General features: G+C 42.9%; 19 protein-coding genes. 5 read left to right on the top strand and 14 right to left on the bottom strand.

Annotated features, from left to right (window positions below):
• Positions 1–7 precede the first annotated feature (7 nt).
• Entirely contained in the window at positions 8–757 is a 750-nt protein-coding gene (locus F6X55_RS06345) for a YkyA family protein (protein WP_153462475.1), read from the bottom strand.
• 236 nt (positions 758–993) lie between these two features.
• On the opposite strand from F6X55_RS06345, the gene def reads away from it, so the two are divergent.
• Positions 994–1,545, top strand: coding sequence for a peptide deformylase (gene def, locus F6X55_RS06340; protein ID WP_153462473.1), 552 nt, complete (start codon positions 994–996; stop codon positions 1,543–1,545).
• Positions 1,546–1,886: 341 nt separating this feature from the next.
• Here the strand turns inward: def and F6X55_RS06335 are convergent, their stop codons facing one another.
• Positions 1,887–2,660 carry a Cof-type HAD-IIB family hydrolase gene (locus F6X55_RS06335; RefSeq protein ID WP_153462471.1) on the bottom strand — a complete coding sequence of 258 codons (774 nt, stop codon included), beginning with the start codon at positions 2,658–2,660 and terminating at the stop codon, positions 1,887–1,889.
• Positions 2,661–3,178: 518 nt separating this feature from the next.
• On the opposite strand from F6X55_RS06335, the gene F6X55_RS06330 reads away from it, so the two are divergent.
• Together F6X55_RS06330 and rnjA are read left to right on the top strand one after the other, a co-directional pair.
• Positions 3,179–3,388 carry a DNA-dependent RNA polymerase subunit epsilon gene (locus F6X55_RS06330; protein WP_026570508.1) on the top strand — a complete coding sequence of 70 codons (210 nt, stop codon included), beginning with the start codon at positions 3,179–3,181 and terminating at the stop codon, positions 3,386–3,388.
• A gap of 3 nt (positions 3,389–3,391) precedes the next feature.
• A complete protein-coding gene (gene rnjA, locus F6X55_RS06325) occupies positions 3,392–5,059 on the top strand; it encodes a ribonuclease J1 (RefSeq protein WP_026570509.1) in 1,668 nt (555 codons plus the stop codon).
• Positions 5,060–5,616: 557 nt separating this feature from the next.
• Here rnjA and F6X55_RS06320 read toward each other — a convergent pair.
• The 7 genes from F6X55_RS06320 to F6X55_RS06290 form a co-directional block, all read right to left on the bottom strand.
• On the bottom strand, positions 5,617–6,285 hold the full coding sequence (locus tag F6X55_RS06320; protein ID WP_026570510.1) for a potassium channel family protein: 669 nt from the start codon (positions 6,283–6,285) through the stop codon (positions 5,617–5,619).
• A gap of 71 nt (positions 6,286–6,356) precedes the next feature.
• Complete coding sequence (locus tag F6X55_RS06315; protein ID WP_153462469.1) at positions 6,357–7,370, bottom strand: cytochrome d ubiquinol oxidase subunit II; 1,014 nt, start codon at positions 7,368–7,370, stop codon at positions 6,357–6,359.
• Positions 7,367–8,719, bottom strand: a complete 1,353-nt coding sequence (locus F6X55_RS06310; protein WP_153462467.1) for a cytochrome ubiquinol oxidase subunit I — start codon at positions 8,717–8,719, stop codon at positions 7,367–7,369. The genes F6X55_RS06315 and F6X55_RS06310 overlap by 4 nt, the downstream gene beginning before the upstream one ends.
• Positions 8,720–9,113: 394 nt before the next feature.
• The gene (locus F6X55_RS06305) at positions 9,114–10,958 is read right to left on the bottom strand and encodes an ABC transporter ATP-binding protein (protein ID WP_153462465.1); all 1,845 of its coding nucleotides are present in this window, start codon (positions 10,956–10,958) and stop codon (positions 9,114–9,116) included.
• A gap of 12 nt (positions 10,959–10,970) precedes the next feature.
• On the bottom strand, positions 10,971–12,722 hold the full coding sequence (locus F6X55_RS06300; protein ID WP_026771418.1) for an ABC transporter ATP-binding protein: 1,752 nt from the start codon (positions 12,720–12,722) through the stop codon (positions 10,971–10,973).
• Positions 12,723–13,188: 466 nt separating this feature from the next.
• Positions 13,189–13,641: a redoxin domain-containing protein gene (locus F6X55_RS06295; protein WP_026570516.1), complete on the bottom strand. Its 453-nt coding sequence runs from the start codon at positions 13,639–13,641 to the stop codon at positions 13,189–13,191.
• 75 nt (positions 13,642–13,716) lie between these two features.
• On the bottom strand, positions 13,717–14,259 hold the full coding sequence (locus F6X55_RS06290) for a peroxiredoxin (protein ID WP_026570517.1): 543 nt from the start codon (positions 14,257–14,259) through the stop codon (positions 13,717–13,719).
• Between the two features lie 231 nt (positions 14,260–14,490).
• Here F6X55_RS06290 and F6X55_RS06285 point away from each other — a divergent pair, with 231 nt between their 5' ends.
• Entirely contained in the window at positions 14,491–15,336 is an 846-nt protein-coding gene (locus F6X55_RS06285; protein ID WP_026570518.1) for a mechanosensitive ion channel family protein, read from the top strand.
• A 59-nt stretch (positions 15,337–15,395) separates the two neighbouring features.
• Here F6X55_RS06285 and F6X55_RS06280 read toward each other — a convergent pair whose 3' ends face one another.
• The 4 genes from F6X55_RS06280 to cbpB all read right to left on the bottom strand — a co-directional run bounded on the left by F6X55_RS06280 (position 15,396) and on the right by cbpB (position 18,494).
• Positions 15,396–15,638 (bottom strand): YkuS family protein, encoded by a 243-nt coding sequence (locus F6X55_RS06280; protein WP_153462463.1) that lies wholly within the window; start codon positions 15,636–15,638, stop codon positions 15,396–15,398.
• Between the two features lie 198 nt (positions 15,639–15,836).
• Positions 15,837–16,952, bottom strand: coding sequence for an N-acetyldiaminopimelate deacetylase (locus tag F6X55_RS06275; RefSeq protein WP_026771419.1), 1,116 nt, complete (start codon positions 16,950–16,952; stop codon positions 15,837–15,839).
• A gap of 158 nt (positions 16,953–17,110) precedes the next feature.
• Positions 17,111–17,830 (bottom strand): 2,3,4,5-tetrahydropyridine-2,6-dicarboxylate N-acetyltransferase, encoded by a 720-nt coding sequence (gene dapD / locus F6X55_RS06270; protein ID WP_026570521.1) that lies wholly within the window; start codon positions 17,828–17,830, stop codon positions 17,111–17,113.
• 187 nt (positions 17,831–18,017) lie between these two features.
• The gene (gene cbpB / locus F6X55_RS06265) at positions 18,018–18,494 is read right to left on the bottom strand and encodes a cyclic-di-AMP-binding protein CbpB (RefSeq protein ID WP_051382039.1); all 477 of its coding nucleotides are present in this window, start codon (positions 18,492–18,494) and stop codon (positions 18,018–18,020) included.
• A 261-nt stretch (positions 18,495–18,755) separates the two neighbouring features.
• Between cbpB and trhA the strand changes: the two genes are divergently transcribed.
• On the top strand, positions 18,756–19,394 hold the full coding sequence (trhA, locus tag F6X55_RS06260; protein ID WP_026570522.1) for a PAQR family membrane homeostasis protein TrhA: 639 nt from the start codon (positions 18,756–18,758) through the stop codon (positions 19,392–19,394).
• 320 nt (positions 19,395–19,714) lie between these two features.
• Here trhA and fadH read toward each other — a convergent pair whose 3' ends face one another.
• On the bottom strand, positions 19,715–20,482 hold the full coding sequence (fadH, locus tag F6X55_RS06255) for a 2,4-dienoyl-CoA reductase (RefSeq protein ID WP_026570524.1): 768 nt from the start codon (positions 20,480–20,482) through the stop codon (positions 19,715–19,717).
• Positions 20,483–20,575 lie beyond the last annotated feature (93 nt).

Here is a 20,575-nt window from a genome sequence, read left to right as displayed (position 1 = left end):
CCAGGCCTTATTCATCCTTTGTACTTTCTTTATCCTGTTCATCCTGTTCGTCTTGTGAATCATTGCCTTCCGATTTTTGTTTATTTGATTCACTTTCCGATTGATTCTCATATTCGACATTCAACTCAGCCTGTTCATAAAAATCTTGCTTCAATTGATTATAGGCTTCCGTCTTGTCATTGAAGGTTTCATTGGCAGAAATCACTTTGTCATACTGTTCATTGATGACATCGATTTGCTCTCTTAGTTGATCCTCTTCCAAGTCTTCCTGCTGTAACATTTTATACAACTTCCGATCCTGCTCCAAGGCTGCGTGATAGGCCTCGTTCAATCCTTGATATGCCTGCTCCCTTTCATCCATGACACTGATCATTTCTTTGGCAGTGGATTGAACTTTTTCATCTTCCAATTCTTCGACCAATGATTCAATTTCATCGAATTCCGATTTTGCCGATTCTATACTCTCTTTTTCAGTATCCAGTCGCTCTTCCCGTTTGTCTATCAGCCCTAAAGCCTCCTCAGACAAATCTTTCACTTTATCGAACTCTTCCATGCCCAGGGAAATGATTTCATTATATAGCTCTTTTTCCTGCTGTTCGAGTTCAACCAAGGGTTGCTGTTGTTCCGCAAAGCCTTCTTCCAGTGAAACAGCCTCCTCCAGATGCTCGTACATTTTTTCTTCCGTGGATTGATTATTGCAGGCAGCAAGCACCACCGAAAGTATCCCTAAAAGGATGATAATACGGATCCTTTGCAATGATTCCCCTCCTATCTTCTAGATGAATGACTTTTATGTAGTTTCGATTACGTGTTTAATCATATAATAAATCCAATGGTTTATAAAGCGATTTTCTCTTCCGTGATTTTCCTAGTTTTAGTTTATGAAGACAAACTCTAAACATTCTTGTTGTATAAAAAAGTATTTCGATTCCCGCTATCTTCCGATTGTGTTAAACTAAAAACCAGCATAGTTTGCAGCTAGGAGTGAAAGATATGATAACAATGGATGATATTGTACGGGAAGGCAACCCGATTTTAACCGAAACTGCCGAAGAAGTTTCTCTGCCGTCAACAGAAGAGGAAAAAGAGACACTTGAGGAAATGTTGCAGTTCCTAAAAAATAGCCAGGACGAAGAAACCGCCGAACAATATAATTTACGTCCTGGTGTAGGGCTTGCCGCTCCCCAAATAGGGATTTCAAAACGAATGATCGCCGTCCATTTTGAGGATTTCGATGGTAAACAATACAGCCACGGCCTATTCAATCCCCGGATCATCAGTCATTCTGTTGAAAAAGCTTACCTTTCCACAGGGGAAGGGTGTTTGTCTGTCGACCGAGAAGTCCCGGGTTATGTCCCCCGATATGCCAGGATTACTGTAAAGGCAACTGACTTGGAGGGAAACCCGGTTAAACTGCGGCTGAAGGGTTATGCCGCCATCGTTTTCCAACACGAAATCGACCATTTGAATGGCGTCATGTTTTACGATTACATTAACCCCGTGAATCCGTTCGAAGCACCGGAAAATTCCAAACCAATAGAATAAGCGTTTGAAAAACATGTGGTCAAAGCAAAACCGAACGATATTCGATATTGCCAAGTAATCGAATTCGTTCGGTTTTTTGATTTTCAGTACAATGAGCCTAAAGCAGGCTTCTTTTTACGCTTGTCAAGTGAATGCCTGGCCCATTGTTATTGCCAGACACAGATCTTTTCTTCAGCAAATTAGCGGTATCCGACTCCGCGGAAACCGAAACACCCAACCGGCATTGAATAACTTCCATCCTGGTAACAGAAGTTCCTTTCCAGTACACCGGATGTGACCCTGCCCTCTTTTGAGTTCGATTCCGACCAGCCTTCTACCAGGATAAACAGCACTAGTATCCGTTACAACAAACCGATTTGGACCATTCCCTTAGCGAGACCCGCTTCATCCACGTTCCCGATGATATGGTCAGCCACCGCTTTCAGTTCTGGTACAGCATTTCCCATGGCAACGCCAGTGCCTACATGCTTGATCATTTCGATATCATTAAGACCGTCGCCAAATGCATAGGCATCTGCACTGCTAAGTCCGCTAGCCTCGATAAGCTTTTCCACCCCGACGGCCTTTGATCCTCCTCCTGGCAACACATCACAGGAGTAATCATGCCATCGGATGAGTGTAAAAGAATCATCTTGGTCCTGATAAACCTTCTCTTCTTGGTCTTCACAAAACAACAACGCCTGGTAAATTTGCTTTTTATAGAAGTAGTCAGGATCCACTTCCGGGTAAGCAACCTTCAAACTGGATAAACTATCTGTAATGAATGGGTCCTCCTTAACGGATGCCCGCATCTCTTCATGGTTCAAAAACACCATCGGATGACCGGATTGCTCTGCCTTTTTAGTGAGAGCGGACAACTGCTCTACCGTCAGAGGATGCTCATATACAGTCTTTCCCTCGAGAACGACATATTGACCGTTAAAGCAAACGTAGGAATCTATATTCAATTCTCTACGGATATCTTCAATCATGAAAGGAGCTCTCCCTGTCGCAATTGCAACATGAACGCCGTTTTCCTTCAAACGCTTTACCGCTTGCTTGGTTTCGGCTGGTATCTTTTTTTCATGGTCTACGATGGTTCCATCTATATCGAGAAACACAATTTTATCCACCATTTTCCTTCCCCCTATATCCATTTTTGCACAGTTTCCGATTGCGTCGGTGCTTCACTTATCGTTGACTTCAACAAAATACAGCAGGTATTTCTACTTCAAGCTAGTATAAGTTGACTCTTTCAGTAAAAAATATCATCACACGAGGCAGCAAAAAACTCAAGAAAATACGGCTGAAACAGAAAAAAATAAATTTAGAGGCGCGTTTCTATTTCAATATTTGCCATTTCATACTATACTATAAATTAATAGGGATTGGATCGGTAAACGTTTTTCTGTTGCTTTTCTTTGTGTATAAGGAAAGGAGCTGTAAGTAATAATGTTAAAACGTTTGAGGGAAAAGTTGAAAAAACAATGGAAAGGTCTGTTAGGTCGCGGTCGCAAAGGCGTACCTAGTACATTTGAAAATGACTGCCGTTAAGTGAAAACCCTGCTGCGTTTGATTACTGTATTTTACTGAAAATAAACATGCTATGAAAAAGGATATAACTGGTAATACAAGTTAAGGAGAGATTTTTTTTATGGTATATAAAGTACTTTACCAGGAGTTACCGGAAGAAATACCCGTGCGGGAGCGCACGAAAAGCTTATACTTTGAAGCTGAATCAGAACGACAAGTTAGAAAAGAACTGGCCAGTCGCAAAATCAATATCGAGTTTATCCAGCAACTTGATGAAACGCATTTGGAATATGAAAAACAATCCCCTGATTTTAAAGTGGAGTCTGTTTAGTCAATGAAATTTGTAAAAAATGATCAGACAGCCGTATTTGCACTCGGAGGGCTTGGGGAAATCGGCAAAAACATGTATGGAATTCAATTCCAGGATGAAATTATCATCGTGGATTCGGGTATAAAGTTCCCCGAAGATGAATTGCTGGGCATCGATTATGTCATTCCCGACTATACCTACCTGGTGCAAAACCAAGATAAAATCAAAGGGGTATTCATTACCCACGGACACGAGGATCATATCGGCGGGATTCCTTATCTGCTGAAGCAAATCAATGTCCCAATTTATGCTGGAAAACTTGCGATTGGATTAATCAAAAACAAACTGGACGAGCATGGCCTTTTGCGGAATGCAAAATTAAATACATTCCAAGAAGACGATGTCATCAAATTTCGGAAAACATCAGTTACCTTTTTCAGAACCACTCATAGCATCCCTGATTCCTATGGAATCGTCATCAAAACACCACCAGGAAACATCGTTCATACCGGGGATTTCAAATTTGACTTCACACCGGTAGGAGAACCAGCCAACCTGGCGAAAATGGCCGAAATCGGCAAAGAAGGTGTTCTTTGTTTATTATCAGACAGTACAAACAGCGAGGTACCTGGTTTTACCAAGTCCGAGCGCGTAGTAGGGGAAAGTATCAGCGACATTTTTGCAAGGACTAACGGCAGATTGATTTTCGCAACCTTTGCTTCTAATATCCACCGACTCCAGCAGGTAGTCGAATCCGCTGTGCGGCACAACCGCAAAGTGGCAGTTTTCGGCAGGAGCATGGAAGCATCCATCAATATTGGTCAGGAGCTGGGATATATCAAAGCTCCAAAGGATACCTTTATCGATGCTCATCAGCTTAACAGACTTCCGGCAAATGAAGTGACGATTCTTTGCACAGGATCCCAAGGCGAACCCATGGCCGCCCTTTCCCGAGTTGCCAATGGTACGCACCGGCAAATACAAATCATCCCTGGCGATACGGTTGTATTTTCTTCCTCTCCAATCCCTGGAAATACCGTAAGCGTCAGCAGAACCATCAACATGCTATATCGGGCCGGTGCGGATGTCATCCACGGACCATTAAATGACATTCACACTTCGGGTCACGGCAGCCAACAGGAACAAATGCTGATGCTTCGCCTTATCAGGCCTAAGTATTTTATGGCGATACACGGTGAATACCGAATGCTGAAAGAACATACAAAGCTGGCCAACGCATGTGATATTGATCCAGGTAATTGCTTTGTGATGGATAACGGTGATGTGCTAGCGCTGGGCAAAGATAATGCTGCAGTAGCCGGCAAAATCCCTTCCGGATCTGTCTATGTGGACGGCAGCGGTATCGGGGATATCGGAAACATTGTCCTTCGTGACCGCCGTATTCTTTCAGAAGAAGGCTTGGTCATGGTAGTCGTAAGTATCAATATGAAAGAATTCAAAATTGCCTCAGGTCCTGACATCATTTCCCGTGGTTTCGTGTACATGAGGGAATCTGAAGATCTTATAAAAGAGGCTCAGAAGCTCGTTTCGGCACATTTGAACAAAGTGATGGAGAGACGGACGACACAATGGTCGGAGATCAAGAATGAGATTACCGATACAATCGCGCCTTTCCTTTACGAGAAAACGAAGCGGAAGCCTATGGTCTTGCCAATCATTATGGAAGTATAATAAAAAACGGAGACTGATTGCAGTTATAACGACTGCCAATCCGTCTCCGTTTTGTGTTTTGCAGGCTCTATACTGATGTGGTGTTGACTCCAGTCGTGATGCGGATCCGTACAGAGACAAAAAATACACGTATTTCCTCTCTCCTTGTTACCCTAAGTAGCTGACACCAAAGGAAATAGAGTGGGATATGAATGCAACGTCATCTTATCATAGAATTATCGGGGATTGGGCGGGCTTCGCGAGGCGGTTCGGGCATTCGTCCGCGGAATGCGAGTTTATTTCCACTGCGGCCTGAGGAGAATAGCCATTTCTTGGAGTGAGCCTTTCGATAAAGAGATGCTGGAGTGAATAAACACACCACATTTGACTGAGAACCAATTTGTATGGAGAGAAAACAAACGAGTAAAGGGATGGAACGGACCCTTCCAAAAGTGCGGAATGAAACAGGAACAAAAACAACCGCATCTAAATAAAAAAGGACGAATTCGATAGCCTTGACTTCGAATCATCGTCTTTTTTACTTGGAATTCTATTGTCCTGTCCTGTTGTGTTTCCGGCTAGTCCTCATCTACAACCAAATGTTTTTCGAATCTGCTTATATCTTTGTCAGCTCCAATGACAATCAATACATCATCATGGTCAATCACTTCATCTGGCATTGGGGAAACATTAATATTCTTCGCCTGTTTGATCGCCACTACGTTGCAGCCATAATTTGCACGGATATCTAAATCGATCAACGTTTTCCCGCTCATCTTCCTGCCTGCTTTCACTTCAGCAATACTATATTCATCTGAAAGCTCCAAGTGATCGAGGATATTGTTGGATATCATACTATGGGCAATTCTTTTCCCCATATCCCTCTCCGGGTGGACAACATGGTCGGCACCAATCTTGTTTAGTACTTTTTCATGATAATCATTTTGTGCTTTTACCGTTATTTTATTGATGCCCAACTCTTTCAGCATCAGGGTCGTCAAAATACTGGATTGAATATTGTCACCGATTGCAACAATAACATGATCAAAATTCCTGATTCCCAGTTCTTTTAACACCTTTTCATCTGTCGTATCAGCAATAACGGCATGGGATGCAATATTTTTGAATTCATTGACTTTATCCTCAGCCAAATCAATCGCTAATACATGCATCCCTTCTTTACTAAGTTCGCGACAAATACTGCCTCCAAAACGTCCTAGTCCGATGACTGCAAATTCTCTACCCATGCCTCTTCCTCCATATCTTATCGATGCTTCCATCATTCTACCATATTTTCTGAATAAGAGGCAGGGGAAAGTTATTTTTTCCCTTTTACATAATCAGCGTCAAACAAAAACATGCGCATCAGCATATAGAGCGAAGGAATCAGCAACAGCAGGCCCAGAATAAAAGCAATGACCAAGGCAAGCCCCATCGCCTCATGGGTAGCACCCTGCTCAAGGGTCACATATGGGTACAGCAAGTATGGAAGGTGCCCTGCTCCATAGCCAAAAAAAGCAAAAAAGAATTGAAGCATGACACAAATAAATGCCAATCCATAGTATATCCCCCGATATATCAACCACATAGCCGCAGAAAAACAAACGAGCGACAATCCAAACATCCACCACAAATCAATCATATTTTGGTAGTGCTCAATATTATGCTGGCTGAGCGCAATGAAGGTTGTTAAAGAAGCAATGATGGTCGGGAAGCTCCAAAACAATGTATATTTTCTGACAAGTTCCAAAGCCTTCCAGTCATTGGCTCGATTTGCATAAAAACTGAGAAATGCAGAACTGATATACAGAACGGAAACAATCGCTAAAAACACGACACTCCAAGAGTAAGGACTTGTCATCAATTCCCCTGTGAGCAAGATTACTCCGTCTTCCGTTTCCTGAATGAACCCGCCTTCCGAAATAGTCATTGCCGTCGACAAAGAGGCAGGAATCAAAAGGCCGGTGGCTCCATACAAAAACATATAGAAGTTGCTTTTCTTCGATCCATAGTTCTCAAAAGCATAAAATGAGCCTCGTACAGCCAGCAATACGATGGCAATGCTGCCGGGTATCAGCAAGGTCTGGCCATAATAATACGCCGTATCGGGAAAAAAACCGACAAGGCCGACGAAGAAAAAAACAAAGAAAACGTTGGTCACTTCCCAGACAGGGGAAAGGTACCTGGATATCAATTGATTGATGATATGATCTTTATTGGTTAGCTTGGCATAAAATGCAAAAAAACCAGCACCAAAATCGACCGAAGCGACAATTAAATAACCATAAAGAAACAGCCACAGGACGATAATTCCTATCACTTCATAACTCATTGGCCATCATCCTTTTTCGCAATATGTGGAAATCGTTGTTCAAGCTCTAATTCAGCCGGATTGTTTTTAAACAGCTTTCTCAATACTCGGAACCCCATGACCCCCAGAACAATATATAATCCTAAAAACAGCAAAAACATCCAACCTACATGCGGTGAAGTCGTAGCCGCCTCCGCTACCTTCATATACCCTCTCAAAATCCATGGCTGACGTCCCACCTCAGCAAGAATCCAGCCAAATTCGATCGCGAGCATGGCAAGCGGGCCATTGATAATTATCAGCCATAAAAGCAGCGGGTGTTCTTCATTCCAGCGTCGGATCCTAAGCGAAATCAAATAGAGCATGGCAATTCCCAGAGCAAACATGCCGAGTGTCACCATCCCGTCAAACAAATAGTGGATCCATAATGGGGGCACTAACTCTTCGTCGAATTCTTCCAGTCCTGTGACTTCACTATTGAAATCTCCGAAAGACAAAAAGCTTAAAAAGTTCGGCAGCCGGATGGCATGTTCTACTTGATTATCTTCATTCAACGTGCCAAACAGTATTAAATCTGCACCTCTTTCCGTATCAAAATGCCATTCATATGAGGCTAATTTTTCCGGCTGGTGTTCTGCTAAGTATTTGGCTGATACATCTCCCGCAATGGCTGTAGCGAGTGCAAAAATCAAAGTCGATGTCATCGTAAGCTTCAACGCTTTTTTATAGTACGGGTTGGTTTTTTTCTTCAAAATGTTAAATGCAGTGATGGCAGCCAGTATAGCGGCAGATGCCAAATAAGCGGATGTTACTACGTGAAAAACTTTTGCGGGTGTCGCCGGATTCAATATAGCCGCTATGGGATCAATGGATGTAATGGTTCGGCCATTCAATTCAAAACCCTGCGGTGCATTCATAAATGCATTGACCGTCGTGATGAAAACCGCAGACATGGTAGAGCCAATGATCACCGGGATGGATATTATCCAATGATAAATCGGATTTTTAAACCTGTCCCATGTATATAAATATGCTCCGAGAAATATGGCTTCGAAGAAGAAAGCAAATGTCTCCATGAATAACGGCAGACTGATGACGTTACCGGCAATTTGCATAAAGCTCGGCCATAATAAAGACAACTGAAGCCCAATCGCGGTACCAGTCACTACACCTATAGCAACGGTAATAACAAAACCGCGTGTCCATCTCCTGGCCAACAAAATGTAATGTGCGTCTCCCTTTTTTATCCCGATAAACTCCGCAATCGAAATCATCAGCGGTACGCCCACCCCGATGGTGGCAAATATAATATGAAAGCCTAGCGTCAACGACGTCAACGCTCTGCTCATCGCTACACTGTCAGCAAACATATTGCATCCTCCCTTTCTGTTTCCTCCTTAACTTCTGGAAGAAATCACCCTATTCCATTTTATTTTCCTTTACAGAACAAGGATAAACGGAAAAATTGCACCTGTTTCTGTACAATTCGGGAATCGCCACTCCCAATATATGCGGCGCAATCCTTAACATGATTTTTCTTCCTTTCCTACATGCGTGAATAAAAGAGATAGCCAACGGAGTAGAGGATATCTAAAAAAACTATGACAATCATTCATCAAACAATCTGTATAAAAGAAAAATGTCTCAATGGCTTACTTTATAGAGTCCTATAGAAAGAAAAAACCGAACGCTTTCGAATGCTTAGCATTTCGAATATCGTTCGGTTTCTGCGTTGTGGTTCAAGCTTTTTTCAACTACATTATCTTATAGTGCATTCAACATCTGGAATTGTGATTTGACCAAATCGAAATATTCCCCACGTCGCTGCATCAGTTCCTGATGGTTGCCTTTTTCCAGGATTTTACCGTGTTGCAGTACAATGATCTGGTCCGCTTCCCTTATCGTGGAGAGACGGTGCGCAATCATGATGGCCGTACGCCCCTTCAACAGCTTGCGCAAAGCCTGCTGAATCTTCATTTCTGTTTCTGTATCAATGCTGGCTGTTGCCTCATCCAAAATCAGTATTCGCGGATCTGCCAACAATGCCCGAGCAAAAGACAATAATTGTCGCTCACCTGCTGATAAAATGTTCCCTCTTTCTTCGACCTCCGTTTGGTAGCCATCGGCCAGTCGGCTGATGAACTCATCCGCACCGACGACTTTTGCTGCATCATAGACCTCTTCGTCTGTGGCATCAGGTCTTCCAAATCGGATGTTCTCCATGATGGTACCTGAAAAAATAAACGTATCCTGGAGCACGACACTGATATTTTTTCGCAGACTATCAAGCTTTAAATCCCGCAAATCCATTCCGTCGATTTTCACAGCACCCTTGGTAGGATCATAAAATCGGCTGATCAGGTTTGCAATCGTCGATTTTCCGGATCCAGTATGCCCTACCAGTGCCACGGTCTGGCCGGGTTTCATTTCCAATGAAATTTCGTGTAAAGCGATCCTGTCTTCGTCGTAAGAGAACTGAACTTTATCAAATTCGATATGCCCTTTCATTTTTTCAATCGTCTTCGCATCAGGTTTCTCTTCTACATTCGGTTGTTCGTCGAGGAATTCAAAAATCCTTTCCGAAGAAGCCATTGCAACAAGCAACTGATTATAAATCTGCCCCAGCCTCGAAATCGGTTCCCAGAACATACCGAGGAAAAAAGCGAATGAAACAAACGTACCAATTTCAATCCCGCCATTCGCTTCTCCCAGCAACAATAAATGTGATCCATAAGCAATCAGGATAACTGTGCCGATGGCGTTACTCATCTCTACGAAAGGCCCGAAATATGCACTTTTTTTGGTAGCCAGGCGTTCATTTTCGTAGTTATCTGTGTTCACGCCATCAAAAAACTCGGTGTTTTCCTTTTCCTGTGAGAAAGACTGCGTGATACGGATTCCCTGCATGCTTTCATTCAGATGGGAATTCAGCCTTGATTTCTGAATCCGCACATCCTGCCATGCCCGGCGAATGTTTCGACGCAGCTTTGTTGAAATATAGAACATGATCGGCAGTACAATCATCACCGCTAATGCAAGCGGAGGACTAAGCACAAATAAGATGACTACAATACCGATAAGCATGACGACATCCATCAACAGGTTGATGATTCCATTGGTGAATAATTCCTGTAAAGAATTTACATCGTTCAAAATCCGGACAAGAATCGAACCGGCAGAACGTTTATCGAAAAAGTTATGGGATAAATGCTGAACATGGGAAAAAAGGTTCCTTCTAAGATCATAAATCACATTCTGCCCAAGTATGTTCACCCATTTTATCCGAAAAGTATTCGCAAGATAACTCACTAAATACAATAACGAAATACCGATGACAAGGTATGTCAGAAAACCGACATCCTTATCTTTTATCGCTATGTCAATTGCCACTTTACCAATCAAAACAGGCACAGCCATCCTGATCAGTGTGGAAATAAGCATGGCAACGATGGCACCCGGCACCAGCTTCCCTGTGTATGGTTTGACAAATGTCAGCAGACGCAGCATTTGTTTCCAATTAAAGGGTTTTTCCACCGCCTGGTCCAACGGGTAATAAAAACGGTTAAGGTGCCTGCTCCGTTTGGGCTGATTAGCTATTGTTTTTGCCATAATACTCCCCCCTTATTTTGCAGCACTCATGATTTCTTGTTTATCCTGATACTGAATATCGTAAATCCGCTGATACGGTCCGCCGTTCGTCAACAGTTCTTCATGTCTGCCTCTTTCGACGATTTCGCCATCCTCCAAGACCAATACCTCGTCTGCATGTTTCAAAGAAGAAATCCGATGGGCGATGATAAAAGTGGTCCTATCTTTCATCACTTCTTTCAACGCCTTCTGGATTTTAAATTCTGTTTCCATGTCGACTGCCGAGGTGGCATCATCTAAAACAAGAATGCTCGGATCAATCAAGATAGCTCTGGCAATCGCAATCCGCTGCTTCTGGCCACCAGAGAGTCCCATTCCTCTTTCACCAAGCATGGTTTCATAACCGGCAGGCATTTCCATGATAAAATCATGCGCCTGTGCCCGCTTGGCTGCATCCACAATCTCTTCCATGCTGGCATTAGGATTACCGTATGCAATGTTCTCTTTTATCGAGGTGGAAAATAAAAAAGACTCCTGTAACACAAATCCGATGTTTCGCCGTAATGACTTTATATCGTATTCCTCCACTTTTCTTCCATCTACCAACACTTCACCCGCCTCAGGTTCATAGAAACGCGTGATCAATTGGGTAATACTCGTTTTACCTGCTCCTGTCGCTCCGATTAATCCGACCACGGTTCCAGGAGGTGCGTCGAAGGATATATTTTTCAGAGCAGAATCATCATCTTCCGAATACGTAAGCGTAACGTTATTGAAAGTCACATGACCTTGCAACCGTTGAACTTCTACAGGATCCTCGGTGTTCTGGATGTCTTCTTCCGCTTCCAGAATTTCCAATAACCGTTCCCCGGATGCCTTCGCCTGGGAGAACATGTTAACGATGAATCCAAGCTGCATCAAAGGTCCCAGTATATAATTGACAAGGCTGAAAAAGGCCACTAGTGCACCCATGCTTAGATTCCCGCTGATGACCAAATAACCGCCGTAGGCGAGCAAAGCGACCATGCAGATATTGCCGATGAACTCCATGAGCGGAAAGTAACGTGCCCAAATATGAGAGGTGGCAATATAATTATCTTTGTAATTATCATTCTTATCGGTAAAACGGTAGATTTCAAAATCTTCTTTTGAAAGCGACTTTACCGTATTCATTCCACTGACATTTTCCTGAATTCGTGTATTGAGCCTTCCCATCGATTTCCTTATCTTCCGGAAAGAGGGATGGACACGCCGGTCGAACTTATAGACTACGACTGCCAAAAAAGGCATGGCGGCCATTGTCACAAGCGCCAAAGGTACGGAATAATAAAACATGACACTCAGACTTAGAACCATCAACAAAACGACTTTGATTAATTCTTTACAGCCAGCAGCAAGGAAAAATTTGAAACCTTCCACGTCCATTGTCAGACGGGACATCAAATCCCCTGTTCTAGCGTTGTCATAATAAGTGAACGAAAGCCTTTGCAATTTTTTGTATAGACTGTCCCTTAATGTATAGACTGATTTGACACCGAACAATTCCCCCAAGTATTGCTGGGAAAAGTTTGCGACTCCTTTCACGGCCATGATGAGAATAAATCCCACTGATAAATACGGCACCCACGAGTACTGGCCTTTCAACACGACATTGTCGATGGTCAATTGCAGAACCACAGGGTAAATGACTGTTATTGCTGTTACAAGCATGACGAAAAACAAGGATGCAAAAAACAATTTTTTAAATGGCCAATAATAGTTTTTCAATTTTTTAAAAGTGTCCAAGACTATCCCTCCTCCTGATGATTTTTTCACGTAAATATAAATATATCGGGTAACGAAATATTTTTCCACCCATTTGACTCAATTTTTTTAAAATTTTTAATCGATTGCTAATTATAGGAATCCAACCATTCTTGAAGGAAACCGGGACATTGATCACATGTTTTGATGGCAGGCATTTTGTATGGTGAAGATTGATTTTTGAAAACCTGTGTTAGTCATTGCAGATACAAAGGGGAATGATAATAAAGTTCTCTGTCGATTAGGGTGGTGTGATTTTTCTTCCACCCTCTCTTTATCGAAAGGCCCATTCTAAAAAAGCCATTTTGCTCAGACCGAAGAAGAAATAAACTCGCTTTCCACGGACGAACGCCCGTGCTTTATCGTATTGCCAATAATTACGAAGAGTAATTTCCATATAAACAAAAAAGCAGGAGAATAGAGGATAATCCCTTCTCCTGCTGTCTTTCTATTTTTTCTCATTTAGACCCAAGACCCGATTGACACGTTTACGCAGCATTTTCATACCACCGCCGCCTGCTTGGAAATGACGTAGATTTCCTTCTGCATCGAATACATAGTAAGCAGGTACGTATTGATTTTCAAATGCATCTGTCAATGCATGTTTGTTATCTACAAAAATGGGTTGTGAAATCCCGTGTTCTTCAGCAACTTCCTTTATCTGGTCCAGATCTAAATCTTTTTCTGAACGCGGCATATGAACGGCTACGACATTTAAGTCATCTTTATATTCATCACGGAACTCATTGACATTCGGCATCGCTTCTTTACAGAGTCCACAGCTTACAGACCAAAAATGGATCAAAGTCGGCTTACCTCCGACTAAATCTTCCTTTGACACTTCTCCATTTAGCCACTCGGTAGCACCTTCCAACTCAGGCATAGGTGTTCTCAATTTCATTCCCTTTTCCTCCTTCTTTCGTGAAAAAGGCCTAACACGATGTGTTAGACCCGTTTAAGTCTTTACGGAACCGAATTACAAAGTTTCTTGGCCTGGTTTCCAGTTCGCCGGGCAAAGACCGCCAGTTTGAAGTGCTTGCAATACACGCAACGTTTCATCGACGTCTCGTCCGATGTTGTTGTGGTTTACTACTTGATATTGCAACTCACCTTCTGGACTGATGATGAAGAGTCCGCGAAGAGCAACCCCTTCTTCTTCAATAAGGACTCCATAGTCACGGGCAACCTGATGATTGGTATCGGCTGCCAACGCGTATTCCAGGTCACCTAGACCGTTCTCCTCTCTGGAAGTGTTGATCCATGCTAGATGGGTATGAATGGTATCGGTAGATACCCCGATAACTTCTGCATCCAAATCTTCGAATTCGTCGAACCGATCTGAAACCGCAGTGATTTCTGTCGGACACACGAAAGTGAAATCCATTGGGTAGAAGAAAAGCACTGTCCATTTGTCATTTTTCATGTTTTCTTCCAATGATACTTTACCGAATTCCTTATTAGATAGTACGGCATCCATTTCAAACCTAGGAGCCTGTTTTCCTACCATACGTTCTGCCATATGTAATCCCTCCACATTGCTTCTCTATATTTCAACGAACGCTGTTGATTTACAAAAAACATTATAAAGGACGAACGATTCCTAGTCAAAAATAAACATTTTTCTTCAGGTAATGCAAAATTCCTTGATAAATCTGGAGCATTATCAGGAAAAATGGTGGTGGTTGTCCTGTTTAGTTGCAAACAGTCTTTTTTTCTTTTAACCTAACAATACATAGAAAGGAGACTTAGTATGGACATATTTCAAGAAGGCTTGTCACTGGATTTCGGGGCACTCCTCGAACTGGTAATCGGCTATGGATTACAAATCATTCTATTGATCATCGGGTTCACAGTTGCCGCACCGCTCGGAAAAAAAATCATTGCTAAAACACTTTCCGGGGCAGGAAGAAGGGAAAAAATTTCTGAAGGCCGGATGAGAACATTGGAAAAGCTGCTGATCAATGTTTACTCGTATGTGCTTATCTTTTTATTCATCGTTATGCTGTTCGGTATTTTCGAAATCCCGATCGGCCCGTTGCTTGCAGGAGCTGGTGTCCTGGGTCTTGCCATCGGGTTCGGAGCGCAAGGTCTAGTCAGCGATGTCGTAACAGGTTTTTTTCTTTTGCTGGAAAAACAGGTGGAAGTGGATGAGTATGTAACCCTGGGAGGATTCGATGGAATCATCGAAGAAATCGGGCTAAGGACAACCAAAATCCGCAGCTTCGATGGGACGTTGAATTTTGTTCCGAACAGGGAAATCACCAGTGTCAGCAACCATTCTCGCGGTACCATGCGGGCGCTGGTGGATATCGGAATCAGCTACGAAGACAGCATTGATGAAGCAATGACAGTCCTCCAACGCATTTGCGACGACTTCCGCGAAAACGATGAACGTTTCGCAGAAGGCCCTGACGTGTTGGGAGTGCAAAGTATCGGCTCCTCTGATATCGTTCTGCGGGTCCTCGGCCAAACGGAAAACATGCTGCAATGGGAAGTAGAGCGGGATTTAAGGAAACGGATCAAAGAAGAATTCGATGCAGCTGGCATCGACATTCCATATCCCCACCAAGTCAATGTTGATAAACAATCTAAATAAGAAACAGAGAAGAGCCGGCTTCATTTTACCAGGAGCCGGCCTCTTCTCTATCGGTCTCGTTACTGAAAACGACTATCAACCTGCTGGCAAACTTCATCAGCAGTCATCCCGTTGGCATTGATGACAGTAGATTGAGTACTTGCCGTCGCCATTCCCATAACATTTTTGTCCTGGCCGGAAATGACACAGCAATCACAATTTTGCACATCTGATTCTTGTCTCAATTCAACCAATTCATAACCCCGCTCCTGTAATGCTCCCTTTACATCCGAAAGTGTACCTTCTATTCCTATTCGCGGCATCCAAATACCTCCTAGTTAGAATAATCCTTAATAGACTACCCTGAAAAACAAAGAGTATACGAAGAAATAGCCGGGATCTGCCAGCAGCGTCAGCTGAAAATGTTCCAAAAAATCGTAATTCCGTCTAAAACAGTTCTTAGCGAAAAGGAAAAATTCCAGGACCATACTATAGAAGAAGAACGAATAAAGCTTTCACCTTCACAAATTTCTTATCGTCTTTTCCACAACAAGTACACCAGTCGACAGAGCATCTTCCACAGGGCTTAATTTGCTGTGATGCAATCCATAAGGGGAATCGACCCCCAACCAAAACATGAATCCAGGAATCTCCTTCAACATATATCCAAAATCTTCGCCTGTCATAGCAGCTTTTGCTTCTTTCCACGATAGTTTTTCTTGTGAAACAATTCGTTTGAATCGCTCAATGTATTCCGTTGTATTGTAGACTTGGTGGTAATTGGACCCATAATCAATGTTTATTTTGCAATCGAAACTTATTTCATGACCTTTAGCGAGCTGTTCTATATGCTGTTTCACAAGGCCGATTGCTGCAGGATCAAGAGTCCTGATCGTCCCTTCAAGGCGGGCATTTTCTGCAATCACATTTTGGACAAAGCCTCCAGTGATTTTTCCGATCGTCACCACGGCACTTTGCAACGGATCAATCCGCCTGGCCACAATTTGCTGCAACTGGGTGACAAAGCTGCTGGCGGCAGCCACCATATCATGAGTCAAATGGGGATAGGCGGCATGGCCGCCTTTACCCTTAAAGTCGATAAACAATTCGCTCGTATTGGCAAAGAGTAAACCACCTCTGGAAGAAACCGTGCCGGCAGGGAGCTCAGGGGCTACATGAAGAGCAAATAGAACATCCGGTCTCCAATCATCCAACAAAGCTGTCTGCAGCATCGGCAAAGCACCACCGGGGCCCTCCTCCGCCGGCTGGAATATAAACAACACATCGTCCTCTATCGGTTTTTCCGCCAAACGTTGTAATGCTCCCAATGCGATGGTCATATGAAAATCATGTCCACAAGCATGCATATTCCCTTGGTGCTTTGACGAAAACGGATAGTCTGTTTCTTCTGTTATTGGCAATCCATCAATATCTGCACGATAGCCAATCAACCGTGCAGCTTTGTTTCCCGATACTTTCACCAATAAGCCAGTTCTCCATGGTTTAATGGTAAGGTGCTTTTGCGGAAAAGAGGCAATTACTTCCTGCAAGTATCGCTGGGTCTTATATTCCTGGAATCCTAATTCCGGTATTTGATGCAAATCCCTTCTTATATTCACTAATTCTTGCTGATTCAATGGTCAATCCTCCCCTACTAGATACTTCCAATATGCTCTTACATGCTTTTTATAATCAACGGGTCAGCAAAATTCTCAGACCGTGAGATCCATTCATCCCTAATTGCAAAAAGCAGGAGAATAATCTCCTGCTTTTTGCTGTCAAAGTGATTTGATCATCACTGATCCAATTTTCTTAGTTCTGCTTTTATTTCTGTTTTAGACTTCGTTTGGTCATCTATTTCCTTCAGAACCTTTGCAGGAGTGCCAGCAACAAGAGTGTTGGCTGGTACATCTTTCGTAACAATTGCTCCAGCAGCAACAACTGCCCCTTCTCCCACGGTTACTCCTTCAAGAATAACGGCATTTGCTCCGACAACTACGCCGTCCTCAATCACCACAGGTTTGGCCGAAGGCGGCTCGATTACACCGGCAAGTACTGCGCCGGCGCCTATATGACAATTTTTACCGACAGTGGCTCTTCCTCCAAGTGTTACATTCATATCAATCATAGTGCCTTCACCGACAACCGATCCGATATTTATCATAGCTCCCATCATAATGACACAGCCGTCCCCGATTTCGACTTGGTCTCGTATAACCGCACCCGGCTCAATTCGAGCATTGACTTCTTTTAAATCCAGTAATGGGATAGCCGAGTTTCTGCGATCATTTTCGACCACATAATCTTCTATTTGTTCTTTGTATGTATCCAGTACAGTTGCTATGTCTTTCCATTCACCAAACAGAACGCCTGTCTTTTCATCGACAAAGTCCTGAATAAGCTCACCAAAGTCAATTGTATTCAATTGACTGCCTTTTAGATATACTTTGACTGGTGTCGATTTTTTGCTATTAGAAATGAAAGAAATTATTTCATTTGCATCCATCATTTTCATTTACTGTCCCTCCATTTTTATCATACTCTGCTTTACACTTTATCAAATTTTCAAATAAGGGTACAAGAATTTTATTCTGTTTGCCGTGCTTCCTGTACACTTTTTCCATTTTTGCAGGATAATATGCAGCAATCTTTGCATACAAAAGGGCCCTTGACGGAGCAAGAACCCTAACCGACGATTATTTTCAATTTTTCCCGTTAACCATCTCTGTGACCGGGGGATGCTTGCTTGCGTGAAGATTTTTGTTCAACTGCTTTAAAATCGATCTTCTTGTCACAATACCGTCGAAATAACCCTGCGAATCAGCGACACAAATGAAAGGATGATTGATCACCGCTTTTAATGCTTTTAAAAAATCATCTTCTTTGGTTAGGCACGGGATATCCGTATTCATCACTTCACGGACTGTGGTAACTGATAATTTCTCCATTTCAAACCGTTCCAGTCCGAGGATGTCATTTAAAATGATTGTTTTGCCGATTGTTCCCTGCAATTTGAAAGAAGCATCAAGCACAGGCACTGCCGAATAACCAGATTTCACCAGTACCAGCAGAGCATGCTCTAAGGGGTTACCCATTTGAACATGTGCTACTTTCTCGGCAGGGATCATTAAATCTTCCACTACCATTTCTGTCATTTCTTTGCTTTGTGTACTGTTCATTTGTTGACACTCCTTTTTAGCAGTTGAAGGAGTTTCACGCTTCGTATCCAAGATAATTTTACCACAATCGAGTCTTGAAAACCATTCCATCATCCTGATTGCCCACGAGGAATTACCGACTAAAATCGACAACTGCCACCTACTATTTACACTTCACTTCTCCGGTTGAAACGCTATTCTTTATAATATCCGGCAATAAGTGTATAATAAAGGGACATTAACGAAGCTGGGGACAATTCCCCCTGTGGAAGGACGATCAATTTGGCTCAAACCCATACTTTTTCAAAAAACGAGGAGATCGCCAACGCAATAACACACGCAGTCGGCGCCGTATTCAGCATCGCTGCTCTGGTAACTCTGATTGTTTATGCAACGCAGTACGGAACAGTCTGGCATGTGGTAAGTTTCACTCTCTTTGGCACAACGATGGTTTTACTATATTTTTCTTCGACTTTTGTCCATGCTTTACCCAAAGGACGGGGAAAAGATGTTTTTGAAATTCTCGACCATGCCTCCATTTATTTCTTTATCGCCGGATCCTATACCCCTTTCTTATTTGTGGCAGTAAAAGGCTGGCTAGGTTGGACCTTGTTCGGCATCGTCTGGGGGATAGCGATCGCCGGTACGATTTTTAAATGTTTTTTTGTCAAACGTTTTTTGTTCGTTTCTACTATCGGTTATATTGTCGTCGGCTGGCAAATTGTTTTCGCTTGGAAAACGCTTGTAGAGAACCTTCATTTTAACGGACTGCTTCTGCTTGTAGTCGGCGGTATCCTGTACACAATCGGATCTGTTTTTTACATGTGGAGAGGATTTAAATTCCACCATGCAATCTGGCATTTATTTGTTTTGGCAGGAACCGCCCTTCACTTTTTTTCAGTCATTTTTTATTTAGTTTGACAAGCTACCGAGACAAACGCATATTCTGACAAAAGAAAAACCGGACGACGATTCGATTTCCTGAGCAATCGAATCCGTCCGGTTTTTCTTTTTGAAATTATACGGAGCTGGAATCGTATGGGCAAATGAATCAAGCTTTTCCAAATAGCGTTCATCCTTCCTCCACACCTGCCCCGAACCCTCATCAGCCAAAGAATGAACGGAATTATTCCCTGTCTGCTTTTTGCTGAAACACCAGGGTAACAAAAGAGTTCTATTCCTGCACTTTATTGAGTTTCTGTAATGGAAAGTGATTTATCCTTAAATTGTGAAAGGATTAATTAAAAAGGATGTTTATTCAACCACTGCCCTCCATCCATGGTCACTACTTCTCCATTGATATAGGCAGCATGTTTCGAACAAAGGAAATATGCCAGCTCTGCAATTTCTTCCGGTTTCCCCAGCCTGTGAAGCGGAACAGATTCCAGTGTTTTTTGCGTTGCACTCTCAGATTCGAACAGTTTCTCAGCTCCTCCTGTCCGCTCAATTGGACCGGGGGCAATCGCATTCACCCTGATACCGTGTTTGCTCCCCCATTCGACCGCCAGTGTCCGGGTCATCGAAAGCACCCCGGCTTTTGCGGCCGCCGAATGGATGACCCCAGCCCCTGCGTTCCATGCGTAGGTCGCCACCATGTTGATAATACTCCCTTTTTGCTTCTTTTCGATCCAGTATTTACCGATTTCCCGGCTGCAATAAAAAGTTCCATTCAGAACAATATCCACTACTGCTTTCCAGCCGTTGACGGACAGTTTTTCAGCTGCACATACAAAGTTTCCGGCAGCATTATTGATTAAATGATCTACCCCTCCAAAAGTTGAAATCGTATTATCCAACAAAGATGTCACCTCGTCGGGTTCTCTGACATCCATCACTGTATAGGCGGATTTGCCTTGTCCGGCATTTTCCAATTCCTTCACTGTATCGTGCAAAGTTTTTTCCGTTCTTCCTGTAATCATTACGTTCGCTCCACCTTCGACCATTCGTTTGGCCATATGCTTCCCCATCCCGCTGGAGCCTCCTGTGATGATGACTGTCTCATTTTCCATTCCTATCCCCCCTCCCTTAAACATTTCCATAGAACCTATGAAAACCCTTCCACATCACTTCATTTTTTTTATGTCCATGCAAAATTTCCATTC

The organism is Sediminibacillus terrae (assembly GCF_009602435.1).
Lineage (GTDB): Bacteria > Bacillota > Bacilli > Bacillales > Amphibacillaceae > Sediminibacillus > Sediminibacillus terrae.
Note: the sequence above shows the minus strand (reverse complement) of the source record. Positions and strands in the feature narration are given on the sequence as shown.